Annotated in this window: 13 protein-coding genes; 12 read left to right on the plus strand and 1 reads right to left on the minus strand. The window is 55.6% G+C overall.

Going from position 1 to position 14,602, the window contains the following annotated elements; translation table 11 throughout:
- The 12 genes from murD to mutT all read left to right on the plus strand — a co-directional run bounded on the left by murD (position 1) and on the right by mutT (position 14,366).
- On the plus strand, positions 1–1,317 hold the full coding sequence (gene murD / locus MXM41_RS13325) for a UDP-N-acetylmuramoyl-L-alanine--D-glutamate ligase (protein WP_325932459.1): 1,317 nt from the start codon (positions 1–3) through the stop codon (positions 1,315–1,317).
- Complete coding sequence (ftsW, locus tag MXM41_RS13330) at positions 1,317–2,561, plus strand: cell division protein FtsW (RefSeq protein WP_250587807.1); 1,245 nt, start codon at positions 1,317–1,319, stop codon at positions 2,559–2,561. Before murD ends, ftsW begins: the two co-directional genes overlap by 1 nt.
- Positions 2,558–3,622, plus strand: a complete 1,065-nt coding sequence (gene murG / locus MXM41_RS13335; protein ID WP_325932460.1) for an undecaprenyldiphospho-muramoylpentapeptide beta-N-acetylglucosaminyltransferase — start codon at positions 2,558–2,560, stop codon at positions 3,620–3,622. The genes ftsW and murG overlap by 4 nt, the downstream gene beginning before the upstream one ends.
- 59 nt (positions 3,623–3,681) lie before the next feature.
- The gene (gene murC / locus MXM41_RS13340; protein WP_325932461.1) at positions 3,682–5,157 is read left to right on the plus strand and encodes a UDP-N-acetylmuramate--L-alanine ligase; all 1,476 of its coding nucleotides are present in this window, start codon (positions 3,682–3,684) and stop codon (positions 5,155–5,157) included.
- On the plus strand, positions 5,150–6,070 hold the full coding sequence (locus MXM41_RS13345; RefSeq protein ID WP_325932463.1) for a D-alanine--D-alanine ligase: 921 nt from the start codon (positions 5,150–5,152) through the stop codon (positions 6,068–6,070). The genes murC and MXM41_RS13345 overlap by 8 nt, the downstream gene beginning before the upstream one ends.
- Before the next feature lies 1 nt (position 6,071).
- On the plus strand, positions 6,072–6,905 hold the full coding sequence (ftsQ, locus tag MXM41_RS13350; protein WP_325932464.1) for a cell division protein FtsQ: 834 nt from the start codon (positions 6,072–6,074) through the stop codon (positions 6,903–6,905).
- Positions 6,906–6,907: 2 nt separating this feature from the next.
- The gene (ftsA, locus tag MXM41_RS13355) at positions 6,908–8,164 is read left to right on the plus strand and encodes a cell division protein FtsA (RefSeq protein WP_325932465.1); all 1,257 of its coding nucleotides are present in this window, start codon (positions 6,908–6,910) and stop codon (positions 8,162–8,164) included.
- Between the two features lie 63 nt (positions 8,165–8,227).
- Entirely contained in the window at positions 8,228–9,379 is a 1,152-nt protein-coding gene (gene ftsZ, locus MXM41_RS13360) for a cell division protein FtsZ (protein ID WP_325932466.1), read from the plus strand.
- A gap of 101 nt (positions 9,380–9,480) precedes the next feature.
- The gene (gene lpxC / locus MXM41_RS13365; protein ID WP_103178276.1) at positions 9,481–10,398 is read left to right on the plus strand and encodes a UDP-3-O-acyl-N-acetylglucosamine deacetylase; all 918 of its coding nucleotides are present in this window, start codon (positions 9,481–9,483) and stop codon (positions 10,396–10,398) included.
- Between the two features lie 251 nt (positions 10,399–10,649).
- Entirely contained in the window at positions 10,650–11,153 is a 504-nt protein-coding gene (secM, locus tag MXM41_RS13370; RefSeq protein ID WP_325932467.1) for a secA translation cis-regulator SecM, read from the plus strand.
- Positions 11,154–11,213: 60 nt separating this feature from the next.
- Positions 11,214–13,919: a preprotein translocase subunit SecA gene (secA, locus tag MXM41_RS13375; RefSeq protein WP_325932468.1), complete on the plus strand. Its 2,706-nt coding sequence runs from the start codon at positions 11,214–11,216 to the stop codon at positions 13,917–13,919.
- Between the two features lie 57 nt (positions 13,920–13,976).
- Positions 13,977–14,366 (plus strand): 8-oxo-dGTP diphosphatase MutT, encoded by a 390-nt coding sequence (gene mutT, locus MXM41_RS13380; RefSeq protein WP_325932469.1) that lies wholly within the window; start codon positions 13,977–13,979, stop codon positions 14,364–14,366.
- 38 nt (positions 14,367–14,404) lie between these two features.
- Here mutT and yacG read toward each other — a convergent pair whose 3' ends face one another.
- Entirely contained in the window at positions 14,405–14,599 is a 195-nt protein-coding gene (gene yacG, locus MXM41_RS13385) for a DNA gyrase inhibitor YacG (protein ID WP_103823255.1), read from the minus strand.
- Positions 14,600–14,602: the final 3 nt, after the last annotated feature.

The raw sequence follows: 14,602 nt of genomic DNA on the forward strand, positions 1-14,602 counted from the left end.
ATGGCAGATTACCAGGGTAAAAAAGTCGTTATCATCGGGTTAGGCTTAACCGGCCTCTCCTGCGTGGACTTTTTCCTCGCGCGAGGCATCACGCCTCGGGTGATGGATACGCGTGTCTCTCCGCCTGGTCTGGATAAACTGCCGGAACAGGTCGAACGCCACCTTGGTGGTCTGAATGAAGCGTGGCTGAACGCCGCCGATCTGATTGTCGCAAGCCCGGGTATCGCCCTGGCGCACCCGGCCCTGAGCGCTGCCGCAGAGGCAGGTATTGAGATTGTTGGCGATATCGAACTGTTCTGCCGTGAAGCCCAGGCACCGATCGTGGCGATAACCGGTTCAAACGGTAAAAGCACCGTTACCACCCTGGTGGGGGAGATGGCTAAAGCGGCGGGCGTCAATGTGGGCGTCGGTGGTAACATCGGCCTTCCGGCCTTAATGTTGCTCGATCCCGCTCGCCAACTCTATGTCCTTGAGCTCTCCAGCTTCCAGCTGGAAACCACCTCAAGCCTGCAGGCGACGGCGGCAACAATCCTCAATGTGACCGAAGATCATATGGATCGCTATCCGTTTGGTCTGCAGCAGTATCGCGCTGCCAAGTTGCGCATCTATGAAAATGCCCGCGTGTGCGTGGTGAACGCCGATGACGCGCTGACCATGCCGGTACGTGGTGCGGACGAGCGCTGCGTAAGCTTTGGTATCACTATGGGCGACTATCATCTGAACCGTCAGCAGGGCGAAACCTGGTTGCGGGCACAGGGTGAGAAAGTGCTGAACGTAAAAGAGATGCCGCTTTCGGGTCAGCATAACTACACCAACGCCCTTGCCGCGCTGGCGCTGGCGGATGCCGCAGGATTACCCCGTGCCACCAGCCTGAAGGCCCTGACCACGTTCAGTGGCCTGGCGCACCGCTTCCAGCTGGCGCTGGAGCATAACGGTGTGCGCTGGATCAACGATTCAAAAGCCACCAACGTCGGCAGTACGGAAGCGGCGTTGAATGGCCTGCACGTCGACGGCACGCTGCATCTGCTGCTGGGTGGCGACGGTAAATCCGCCGATTTCTCTTCGCTAAAACAGTATCTCAACGGCGACAGCGTGCGTCTCTACTGTTTTGGCCGTGACGGTGCCGAACTGGCGGCGCTGCGCCCGGACATCGCAGTGCAAACTGACACCATGGAGCAGGCGATGCGGCTTATCGCCCCGCGCGTGAAGCCGGGTGACATGGTTCTGCTTTCGCCGGCCTGCGCCAGTCTCGATCAGTTTAAGAATTTCGAACAGCGGGGCGATCTTTTTACCCGCCTGGCGAAGGAGTTAGGCTGATGCGTTTCTCTCTCCCTCGCCCGAAAATGCCGCGCCTGCCAGGATTTGGCATCCTGGTCTGGATTTCGTCGGCGTTAAAAGGCTGGGTCATGGGCTCCCGGGATAAAGATTCCGATAGCCTGGTAATGTACGATCGCATGCTGCTCTGGCTCACGCTGGGGCTGGCGGCGATTGGTTTTATTATGGTGACCTCGGCCTCAATGCCCGTCGGGCAGCGTCTGGCGAACGATCCTTTCCTGTTTGCCAAGCGTGACGGGCTGTACATCATCCTGGCGTTCTGTCTGGCGATGGTGACGCTACGTCTGCCCATGACCTTCTGGCAGCGCCACAGTACCGCCATGCTCATCGCCTCCATCGTCATGCTGCTGATCGTGCTGGTCGTCGGGAGCTCGGTTAACGGGGCATCGCGCTGGATTGCTTTTGGCCCGCTGCGTATTCAGCCAGCCGAATTTACCAAGCTGTCGCTGTTCTGTTATCTGGCCAACTACCTGGTACGTAAGGTTGATGAAGTACGTAACAACCTGCGCGGCTTCTTAAAGCCGATGGGCGTGATACTGGTGCTGGCTGTGCTGCTGTTGGCCCAGCCTGACCTCGGTACCGTGGTGGTATTGTTCGTTACCACGCTGGCGATGCTGTTCCTGGCGGGGGCAAAACTCTGGCAGTTCATCGCCATCATCGGAATGGGGATCTCTGCGGTCGTGCTGCTGATCCTCGCTGAGCCGTATCGTATCCGCCGTGTGACCTCTTTCTGGAACCCATGGGAAGATCCGTTCGGCAGCGGTTATCAGCTGACGCAGTCGCTAATGGCGTTTGGCCGCGGTGAAATGTGGGGCCAGGGGCTGGGGAATTCAGTCCAGAAACTGGAATATTTACCCGAAGCGCATACCGACTTTATCTTCTCCATTATTGGGGAAGAACTGGGTTATATCGGTGTGGTATTGGCGCTTTTAATGGTATTCTTCGTCGCTTTCCGTGCGATGTCGATTGGTCGAAAAGCGCTGGTAATCGATCACCGTTTTTCCGGGTTTTTAGCCTGTTCCATCGGGATCTGGTTTAGCTTCCAGGCGCTGGTTAACGTGGGTGCCGCAGCTGGTATGCTGCCGACAAAAGGTCTGACATTGCCGTTAATCAGTTACGGTGGTTCCAGTCTGTTGATCATGTCGACCGCCATTATGTTTTTGCTACGCATAGATTATGAAACGCGTCTGGAAAATGCCCAGGCGTTTACACGAGGTTCACGATGAATCAACCGAAGCGGTTAATGGTGATGGCGGGCGGTACCGGTGGGCATGTGTTCCCGGGGCTCGCGGTTGCACACCATTTAATGGATCAGGGCTGGCAGGTGCGCTGGCTGGGAACCGCCGACCGCATGGAAGCCGATCTGGTGCCGAAGCACGGCATTGAGATTGACTTTATTCGTATTTCCGGTCTGCGCGGCAAGGGGATCAAAGCCCTGCTGCTGGCGCCGGTGCGTATTTTCAACGCCTGGCGTCAGGCGCGGGCGATTATGAAACGTTTTAAGCCGGACGTGGTGCTGGGGATGGGCGGTTATGTCTCTGGTCCTGGCGGACTGGCTGCGTGGTCGCTGGGGATCCCGGTTGTGCTCCACGAGCAGAACGGTATCGCGGGCCTCACCAATAAATGGCTGGCGAAAATTGCCAGCAAAGTGATGCAGGCTTTTCCGGGCGCATTCCCGAAAGCGGACGTGGTGGGTAACCCGGTGCGTGTCGACGTGCTGGCGCTGCCGCTGCCGCAGGAACGGCTGGTCGGGCGAGAAGGCCCGGTGCGGGTGCTGGTAGTGGGGGGCTCTCAGGGCGCGCGCGTCCTGAATCAGACCCTGCCGCAGGTGGCGGCGAAGCTCGGCAGCGCAGTGACCATCTGGCATCAGAGCGGTAAAGGCGCGCAGCAAACGGTGGAGCAAGCCTATGCCGACGCGGGCCAGCCGCAGCATAAAGTGACGGAGTTCATCGACGACATGGCGGCAGCCTATGCCTGGGCCGATGTCGTGGTCTGCCGCTCCGGCGCGCTGACGGTGAGCGAGATCGCTGCCGCCGGTTTGCCGGCGCTGTTTGTGCCGTTCCAGCACAAAGATCGTCAGCAGTACTGGAATGCGCTGCCGCTTGAAAAAGCCGGTGCCGCAAAGATTTTTGAACAGCCACAATTTACCGCCGACGCGGTCGCCACTACCCTGGCGGGCTGGGACCGGGAGACATTACTGGCGATGGCGCAGCATGCTCGTGCCGCCGCGATCCCGGATGCCACCGAGCGGGTGGCGAAAGAAGTGAGCCTGGCAGCCCAGGCTTAACCCTCGCAGCGCGTGTTGCGCTGCACGATTTTTTTGAAGTAGTCGATGGCGTTTAGAGAATGAATACACAACAACTGGCGAAACTGCGTTCAATCGTGCCCGAGATGCGTCGCGTCCGGCACATTCACTTTGTTGGCATCGGCGGCGCCGGTATGGGCGGTATTGCCGAAGTGCTGGCAAATGAAGGCTACCAGATCAGCGGGTCCGATCTGGCGCCGAACCCTGTTACGCAACAGTTGGCGTCGCTGGGCGCGACCATCTATTTTAATCATCGCCCGGAAAACGTTCTTGATGCGAGCGTGGTTGTGGTCTCCAGCGCCATTCCCGCCGATAACCCTGAAATCGTTGCAGCAAACGAAGCGCGTATTCCGGTGATCCGCCGCGCGGAGATGCTGGCCGAGCTGATGCGTTTTCGTCACGGCATTGCTATTGCCGGTACGCACGGTAAGACCACCACCACGGCGATGGTTTCCAGTATTTATGCCGAAGCAGGTCTCGATCCGACCTTCGTTAACGGTGGCCTGGTTAAGGCGGCGGGGGTTCACGCTCGCCTGGGTCACAGCCGTTATTTGATTGCTGAAGCGGATGAGAGCGACGCGTCGTTCCTGCACCTGCAGCCGATGGTGGCGATTGTGACCAACATCGAAGCCGACCACATGGATACCTACCAGGGCGACTTCGAAAATTTAAAGCAAACCTTCATAAACTTTTTGCACAACCTGCCGTTTTATGGACGTGCGGTGATGTGCGTTGACGATCCGGTGATCCGCGAGCTGCTGCCGCGCGTCGGGCGTCAGATCACTACCTACGGTTTTAGCGAAGACGCCGACGTCCGCATAGAAAGTTTCAAGCAGATTGGGGCGCAGGGGCATTTCACCCTGGCGCGTCAGGACAAAGAGCTGTTGCAGGTGACGCTTAACGCTCCGGGGCGTCATAACGCCCTGAACGCCGCAGCGGCCGTGGCGGTAGCCACAGAAGAGGGCATTGACGACGAGGCGATCCTGCGGGCGCTGGAAAGCTTCCAGGGAACCGGTCGTCGCTTTGATTTCCTCGGCGAGTTTCCGCTGGAAGCGGTGAACGGAAAAAGCGGTACCGCAATGCTGGTAGATGATTACGGGCATCATCCAACAGAAGTGGATGCCACGATTAAAGCGGCGCGCGCGGGCTGGCCGGACAAAAATCTGGTTATGCTGTTCCAGCCACACCGTTACACCCGTACGCGTGACTTATACGACGATTTCGCTAATGTGCTTTCACAGGTTGATACACTGCTGATGCTGGAAGTGTATTCCGCGGGTGAGACGGCGATTCCGGGGGCAGACAGCCGCTCGCTGTGCCGTACCATTCGTGGTCGCGGCAAAATCGATCCGATTCTGGTCTCCGATCACGCACAGGCGGCAGCCATGCTTGCTCCGGTGTTGACCGGCAATGATTTGATTCTGGTGCAGGGGGCAGGAAATATCGGCAAAATCGCCCGTACGCTGGCCGAAATCAAACTTAAGCCGCAAATTTCGGAGGAAGAGCGCCATGGCTGATAAGATTGCGGTCCTCTCTGGCGGTACTTCGGCCGAGCGTGAGGTTTCCCTGAACTCCGGCACGGCTGTGCTGGCAGGGCTACGCGAAGGCGGCGTTGATGCGCATCTGGTCGATCCGAAAGAGACCGACGTGACGCGCCTGAAAGAGATGGGTTTTGACAAAGTGTTTATCGCCCTGCATGGTCGCGGCGGTGAAGATGGCACGCTGCAAGGCTTGCTGGATATCATCGGCCTGCCTTATACCGGCAGCGGTGTGATGGCGTCGGCCATCTCCATGGATAAACTGCGCAGCAAACTGCTGTGGCAGGGCGCCGGCTTGCCGGTAGCGCCATGGGTGGCGCTGACGCGCCGCGAATTTGAGCAGGGCCTTGCAGCCAACGTTAGCGAGCGCATTGCGGCGCTGGGTTTACCGGTTATCGTTAAGCCCAGTCGTGAAGGCTCAAGCGTAGGAATGTCTAAAGTTGATAAAGCTGACGATATATCATCAGCATTAGCGCTGGCATTTCAACATGATGAAGAAGTTCTGGTGGAAAAATGGCTAAGCGGACCGGAATTTACTGTCGCGATGCTCGGTGAAGAAATTTTACCGTCAATTCGTATCCAACCTGCCGGAACCTTCTATGATTATGAGGCGAAGTATCTCTCTGATGAGACGCAATATTTCTGCCCAAGTGGTCTGGATGCCGGACATGAAGCGTTATTAAACGCTCTGGTGCTTAAAGCCTGGCATATTCTTGGCTGCCGTGGCTGGGGGCGGATCGACGTGATGCAGGACAGCGACGGGCAATTTTATCTGCTGGAAGCCAATACCTCGCCAGGTATGACCAGTCATAGCCTGGTGCCGATGGCGGCTCGCCAGGCGGGAATGAGCTTCTCGCAGCTGGTCGTTCGCATTCTGGAACAGGCGGGCTGATATGTCTCAGGCTGCGCTGAACACGCGAAACCGTGACGAGGAAGAAGAGTATTCTTCACGGCGGAGTAATGGAACGCGTCTTGCAGGGATCACCTTCCTGCTCGCCGTGCTGTGTACTGTGTTTGTCAGCGGCTGGATGGTGCTCGGCTGGATGGAAGATGCACAACGTCTGCCTCTGTCGAAACTGGTAGTGACGGGTGACCGTCACTACACGCGTAATGATGATATTCGTCAGTCGATCCTGGCATTAGGATCCCCTGGCACCTTCATGACGCAGGATGTGAACATTATCCAGAGTCAGATTGAGCGCCTGCCATGGATTAAACAGGCGAGCGTCAGAAAGCAATGGCCCGATGAATTGAAGATTCATCTGGTTGAATATGTACCCATTGCACGTTGGAATGATCAGCATATGGTTGACGTAGAGGGAGTTTCTTTCAGCGTCCCGGCCGATCGTGTCAGCAAGCAAAATTTACCTATGTTGTATGGGCCAGAAGGCAGTGAAAACGAAGTGCTGGAAGGTTTTCGTAGCATGGGGAAGGTGCTGGCTAAGGATCGTTTTACCCTGAAGCAGGCTGCAATGACGGCACGTCGTTCCTGGCAGTTGACCCTGACGAACGATATTAAGCTGAACCTGGGGCGGGGTGACACGATGAAGCGTCTGGAACGTTTTGTAGAACTCTATCCCGTTCTGCAGCAGCAGGCGCAGGCTGAAGGCAAAAGGATTAGCTACGTTGATTTGCGCTATGACTCAGGCGCATCGGTCGGGTGGAGCCCGGCCCCGGTTGAGGAACCTAATCAGCAACAGAATCAGGCTCAGGTACAGGCAGAATAACAATGATCAAGGCGACGGACAGAAAACTGGTAGTAGGACTGGAGATTGGCACTGCGAAGGTTGCCGCTTTAGTAGGGGAAGTTCTGCCCGACGGTGTGGTCAATATCATTGGTGTGGGTAGCTGCCCCTCCCGTGGTATGGATAAAGGTGGGGTAAACGACCTCGAGTCGGTGGTGAAATGCGTGCAGCGCGCCATCGATCAGGCCGAATTGATGGCAGATTGCCAGATTTCCTCCGTGTATCTGGCACTCTCTGGCAAGCATATCAGCTGCCAGAATGAGATCGGTATGGTACCGATCTCCGAAGAAGAGGTCTCGCAGGAAGACGTCGAGAACGTCGTGCATACTGCAAAGTCGGTGAGGGTTCGCGACGAACATCGCGTACTGCATGTGATTCCGCAGGAATATGCGATCGACTACCAGGAAGGTATCAAGAACCCGGTAGGGCTTTCAGGCGTGCGTATGCAGGCAAAAGTGCACTTGATCACATGTCACAACGATATGGCAAAGAACATTGTTAAAGCCGTGGAACGTTGTGGCCTGAAAGTTGACCAACTTATTTTCGCCGGTCTGGCGGCAAGTTATTCGGTACTGACTGAAGACGAACGTGAACTGGGCGTCTGTGTCGTCGATATCGGCGGTGGTACTATGGATATGGCTGTCTACACCGGCGGCGCGCTGCGCCACACCAAAGTTATCCCTTATGCAGGAAATGTGGTCACCAGCGATATTGCTTACGCCTTTGGTACGCCACCAAGCGACGCAGAGGCAATTAAAGTGCGCCACGGTTGTGCACTGGGCTCCATCGTGGGTAAAGATGAGAGCGTAGAAGTGCCGAGCGTCGGTGGTCGTCCGCCGCGCAGCCTGCAGCGCCAGACGTTAGCCGAGGTCATTGAGCCGCGTTATACCGAGCTGCTCAACCTGGTGAACGAAGAGATTTTGCAGTTACAGGAACAGCTTCGCCAGCAGGGGGTTAAACATCATCTTGCAGCGGGGATTGTATTAACCGGCGGCGCGGCGCAAATTGAAGGTCTTGCAGCCTGTGCTCAGCGCGTGTTCCATACGCAGGTGCGTATTGGTGCACCGCTGAATATCACCGGTCTGACGGATTATGCCCAGGAGCCATACTACTCAACGGCAGTGGGCTTGCTTCATTACGGGAAGGAAACGCATCTCAGTGGCGAAGCAGAAGTAGAAAAACGCGCGTCGGTGGGTTCGTGGTTTAAGCGAATCAATACCTGGCTGCGAAAAGAGTTTTAATTTTAGTAAGAGACCGGAGAGAATTAACGGTTTCAGGCGACAGGCACAAAACGGAGAGAAACTATGTTTGAACCTATGGAACTGACCAACGACGCGGTGATTAAAGTCATCGGCGTCGGTGGCGGCGGCGGTAATGCTGTAGAGCATATGGTGCGCGAGCGCATCGAAGGTGTTGAATTCTTCGCGGTGAACACCGATGCGCAGGCACTGCGTAAGACGGCTGTTGGCCAGACCATCCAGATCGGTGGCGGTATTACTAAAGGGCTGGGCGCTGGGGCAAACCCGGAAGTCGGCCGTAATGCTGCAGAAGAAGATCGTGAAGCACTGCGTGCTGCGCTTGATGGTGCGGACATGGTGTTTATCGCCGCAGGCATGGGCGGTGGTACCGGAACCGGTGCTGCGCCAGTTGTTGCGGAAGTGGCTAAAGATTTAGGTATTCTGACCGTTGCCGTTGTGACCAAGCCTTTCAACTTCGAAGGCAAGAAGCGTATGGCGTTCGCCGAGCAGGGTATCACTGAGCTGTCCAAGCACGTGGACTCGCTGATCACCATTCCGAACGACAAGCTGCTGAAAGTGCTGGGCCGTGGTATCTCCCTGCTGGACGCTTTTGGCGCGGCGAACGATGTTCTGAAAGGCGCAGTACAGGGTATCGCCGAGCTGATCACCCGTCCGGGTCTGATGAACGTCGACTTTGCTGACGTGCGCACCGTGATGTCCGAAATGGGCTACGCGATGATGGGCTCCGGCGTGGCGAAAGGTGAAGATCGTGCTGAAGAAGCCGCTGAAATGGCAATCTCTTCTCCACTGCTGGAAGATATCGATCTGTCTGGTGCGCGCGGCGTGCTGGTTAACATCACTGCAGGCTTCGATCTGCGTCTGGATGAGTTCGAAACCGTGGGTAACACCATCCGTGCGTTCGCGTCTGACAACGCAACCGTGGTAATCGGTACATCCCTTGATCCAGAAATGAACGACGAACTGCGCGTAACGGTTGTTGCAACCGGTATCGGCATGGACAAACGTCCTGAGATCACCCTGGTGACTAACAAGCCTGCTCAGCAGCCAGTGCTGGATCGCTACCAGCAGCACGGCATGGCGCCGTTGACTCAGGAGCAGAAGCCTGCCGCGAAAGTGGTAAACGATAATACGCCGCAAACGCAGAAAGAGCCGGATTATCTGGACATTCCAGCGTTCCTGCGTAAGCAAGCTGATTAAGAATTAGCTGGAATTAGGGAATTTACGCTCTTTGTGCTAAACTGGCCTCCCGATAGTGATGTACACTCTCGGTTGGATAAGTAACTTGGCGAGATTATACGATGATCAAACAAAGGACATTAAAACGTATCGTTCAGGCGACAGGTGTCGGTTTGCATACCGGCAAGAAAGTCACCCTGACGTTGCGCCCTGCGCCGGCCAATACCGGGGTCATCTATCGTCGCACCGACTTGAATCCACCGGTAGATTTCCCGGCTGATGCCAAATCTGTGCGTGATACTATGCTCTGTACTTGCCTGGTGAATGAGCATGACGTGCGGATCTCTACCGTAGAGCACCTGAATGCTGCCCTGGCGGGTCTGGGTATCGACAACATTATTGTTGAAGTCGATGCGCCGGAAATTCCGATCATGGATGGCAGTGCTGCACCGTTCGTCTATCTGTTGCTGGATGCCGGCATTGAAGAACTGAACAGTGCGAAGAAATTCGTACGTATAAAAGAGACCGTACGTGTCCAGGATGGCGACAAATGGGCTGAATTCAAGCCGTTTAATGGTTTTTCGTTGGATTTCACCATCGACTTCAACCATCCGGCGATCGATTCCAGCACTCAGCGCTACGCAATGAACTTCTCTGCTGATGCGTTTATGCGTCAGATCAGTCGAGCGCGTACGTTTGGTTTCATGCGTGATATCGAGTATCTGCAGTCCCGCGGCCTGTGCCTGGGCGGCAGCTTCGATTGTGCCATCGTTGTTGACGATTATCGCGTACTGAACGAAGACGGCCTGCGTTTTGAAGATGAATTCGTTCGTCACAAAATGCTGGATGCCATCGGCGACCTGTTCATGTGTGGTCACAATATCATTGGTGCGTTTACCGCGTATAAATCCGGTCACGCGCTGAACAACAAATTGTTGCAGGCTGTTCTGGCAAAACAGGAAGCCTGGGAATACGTGACCTTCGAAGACGAAGCTGAACTGCCACTGGCATTCAAAGCACCGAGCACGGTTCTGGCTTAACGGCAAATTCCGTTATGTAAATTCGACTGGTTGACCTGGCACTCTCTCCGGCCAGGAAGGCCAGTCGTTTTTGTTTTTATCTTTCCCGTATCGCTGTAGTCAATGGCGCGTTTGCTGATTTCATCACCATTTTTAACCTCCTCTGCGGCTCAATACTGCTGCTGTAACGTAGCTTTAGTGTTACTATCTGGGCGCGAAAATATAAAAATCATAGGGTGAGCCTGAAGGCTTACTGAATTGTGGTGGGGCAATTGAGCGGAATTCTGACGCGCTGGCGACAATTTGGCAGACGTTACTTCTGGCCGCATCTCCTTTTGGGGATGGTCGCGGCGAGTCTCGGCCTGCCCGCGCTTAGCAGCAACGCCGAAGCCGCTAATACAACAAAGACTACGACTACCCGGCACGACCTGAATACACGGGTTAATTTCACCAACCTTGCCCTGCTGGAAGCGAACCGCCGACCGAACTTCACGGTCGATTACTGGCATCAGCATGCGATTCGTACCGTTATTCGTCATCTCTCATTTGCCATGGCGCCGCAGGCGTTACCCGTTGTTGAAGAGTCGTTACCGGTTCAGGTGCACCATCTGGTGCTGCTGGATACGCTCAATACGCTTCTGACTCAACAGAGCAAGCCACCGGTTATTGTCCGTCAGGTCGCGCTCGTCGAAATCTATCCACAAATTGCTTTCTCCGTGTCAGCCTGGATTAGCCAGGTACAGGGCATCCGCGCCGGACCTCAACGCCTCAGCTAAATTAACCGTCTTTCAATACCTTAATTTACCTGCCTGTTATAGGGCGTTTGAGAATTTATTATGTTAATCAAATTACTAACTAAAGTTTTCGGTAGTCGAAACGATCGTACCCTGCGCCGCATGCGCAAAGCTGTCGGCATCATCAACGGTCTTGAACCAGCGATGGAGAAGCTCTCCGATGAAGAGCTGAAAGCCAAAACCGCTGAATTCCGTGCCCGCCTCGAAAAAGGTGAGACCGTCGAAAGCCTCATCCCGGAAGCATTCGCCGTTGTGCGCGAAGCGAGTAAGCGCGTATTTGGCATGCGTCACTTCGACGTGCAGCTGTTGGGCGGTATGGTGCTTAACGACCGCTGCATCGCCGAGATGCGTACCGGTGAAGGTAAAACGCTGACCGCGACTCTGCCTGCCTACCTTAATGCCCTGTCGGGTAAAGGCGTGCACGTCGTAACCGTCAACGACTATCTGGCGCAGCGTGACGCCGAAAACAACCGTCCACTGTTCGAATTCCTCGGTATGACCGTCGGGATCAACATGTCAGGCCTGCCGGCTCCTGCGAAGCGCGAAGCCTACAACGCTGACATTACCTACGGTACTAACAACGAATACGGCTTTGACTACCTGCGCGATAACATGGCGTTCAGCCCGGAAGAGCGTGTACAGCGTAAACTGCACTATGCGCTGGTGGATGAGGTGGACTCCATTCTGATCGATGAAGCGCGTACGCCGCTGATCATCTCCGGCCCGGCTGAAGACAGCTCCGAGATGTATCGCAAAGTCGACAAAATCATTCCGCACCTGATCCGCCAGGAGAAAGAGGACTCCGACACCTTCCAGGGGGAAGGCCACTTCTCCGTTGACGAAAAAGCCCGTCAGGTGAACCTGACCGAGCGCGGTCTGGTGCAGATCGAAGAGCTGCTGGTTGCCCAGGGCATTATGGAAGAGGGCGAGTCACTTTACTCTCCGGGCAACATCATGCTGATGCACCACGTGACTGCCGCCCTGCGTGCGCACGTGCTGTTTACCCGTGACGTGGACTACATCGTAAAAGATGGCGAAGTCATTATCGTCGACGAACACACCGGTCGTACCATGCAGGGGCGCCGCTGGTCCGATGGTCTGCATCAGGCTGTTGAAGCCAAAGAGAATGTCGATATCCAGAACGAAAACCAGACCCTGGCATCCATTACCTTCCAGAACTACTTCCGTCTGTACGAGAAGCTGGCAGGGATGACCGGTACCGCGGATACCGAAGCCTTCGAATTCAGCTCTATCTACAAGCTGGATACCGTGGTGGTGCCAACCAACCGTCCAATGATCCGTAAGGATATGCCGGACCTGGTCTACATGACCGAAGCAGAAAAAATTCAGGCCATCATCGAAGATATCCGCGACCGCACCGCTGCAGGCCAGCCGGTACTGGTGGGGACCATCTCCATTGAAAAATCGGAAGTGGTCTCAAATGAGCTGACCAAAGCCGGTATCAAACACAACGTTCTGAACGCCAAGTTCCACGCCAAAGAGGCCGATATCGTGGCTCAGGCGGGTTATCCTTCAGCGGTGACCATCGCCACCAACATGGCGGGTCGTGGTACCGACATTATGCTGGGTGGGAGCTGGCAGGCAGAAGTCGCCGCGCTGGAAAACCCAACGCCGGAACAGATCGCGCAGATCAAAGCCGACTGGCAGGTGCGCCACGATGCGGTGCTGGCTGCGGGCGGTCTGCACATCATCGGTACTGAGCGCCATGAATCCCGTCGTATTGATAACCAGCTGCGTGGCCGTGCGGGCCGTCAGGGTGATGCCGGTTCTTCACGCTTCTACCTGTCGATGGAAGATGCGCTGATGCGTATTTTCGCCTCTGACCGTGTGTCGGGCATGATGCGTAAACTGGGCATGAAACCGGGCGAAGCGATTGAACATCCGTGGGTGACTAAAGCCATCGCCAATGCCCAGCGTAAAGTGGAAAGCCGTAACTTCGATATTCGTAAGCAGCTGCTTGAATATGATGACGTGGCCAACGACCAGCGTCGCGCTATCTACACCCAGCGTAACGAACTGCTGGACGTCTCTGACGTGAGCGAAACCATTAACAGCATCCGCGAAGATGTGTTTAAAGCCACTATCGACAACCATATTCCGCCGCAATCCCTGGAAGAGATGTGGGATATCGAAGGGCTGCAGGCGCGCCTGAAAAACGACTTCGACCTCGATTTGCCGATCCAGGAGTGGCTGGATAAAGAGCCGGAGCTGCACGAAGAGACCCTGCGCGAGCGTATTTTTGCTAACGCCATTGAGGTTTATCAGCGCAAAGAAGAAGTTGTGGGCGCAGAGATGATGCGTCATTTCGAGAAGGGCGTGATGCTGCAAACGCTGGACTCCCTGTGGAAAGAGCACCTGGCGGCGATGGATTATCTGCGTCAGGGCATCCATCTGCGTGGCTATGCGCAAAAAGATCCGAAGCAGGAGTACAAACGCGAATCCTTTGCGATGTTTGCCTCTATGCTTGAATCACTGAAGTACGAAGTGATCAGCACCCTGAGCAAAGTTCAGGTGCGCATGCCGGAAGAAGTGGAAGAGATGGAGCAGCAGCGTCGTGAAGAAGCTGAGCGTCTGGCCCAGATGCAGCAGCTCAGCCATCAGGACGACGAAACCGCCGCCGCTGACGCGATTGCCGCGCAGTCCGGTGAGCGTAAGGTCGGTCGTAACGATCCGTGCCCATGCGGTTCTGGTAAAAAATACAAACAGTGCCATGGCCGCCTGAGCTAAGCCTGAAATAAACGTAAAAGGCGCAGATATCTGCGCCTTTTTTATGGACGTAAACTAATGAAAATACTGCAAATCGCTGTCGGGATCATTCGTAATTCCGGTAACCAAATCTTTATTACCCAGCGCGCCGCCGATGCGCATATGGCGAACAAGTGGGAGTTTCCTGGCGGCAAGATTGAGTCTGGCGAGACGCCGGAGCAGGCTCTGGTTCGTGAACTTCAGGAAGAGGTGGGGATCACTCCGCTTGGGGCCACCCTGTTCGACAAACTGGAATATACCTTCCCCGACCGCCATATTACGCTGTGGTTCTGGCTGGTTGAAAACTGGGAGGGGGAACCCTGGGGTAAAGAGGGGCAACCTGGAAACTGGGTGACGCTGAACGCGCTGGATGCCGATAAATTCCCACCGGCGAATGCGCCTGTTATTGCCCGTTTAGTACAGAACTGACTGGCCTGCGAGCGTTGTGCCGGCAGGCCATTTTCATATTACTGCTGCTCTTCGCTCCAGTCATCGCTGTCAGACATATCGCCTGAGCTGGGAATGCGTTTTTCTTCCGCGGCCCATTCACCCAGATCGATCAGCTGGCAACGCTTGCTGCAAAAAGGACGAAACGGGCTCTGCTCGCCCCAGACGACGGGCTTCCCACAGGTGGGGCAGTTCACGGTGGTAACATCAGACATCAT

Origin of the sequence: Leclercia adecarboxylata, assembly GCF_035787115.1 — a bacterium.
GTDB lineage: Bacteria > Pseudomonadota > Gammaproteobacteria > Enterobacterales > Enterobacteriaceae > Enterobacter > Enterobacter adecarboxylatus_E.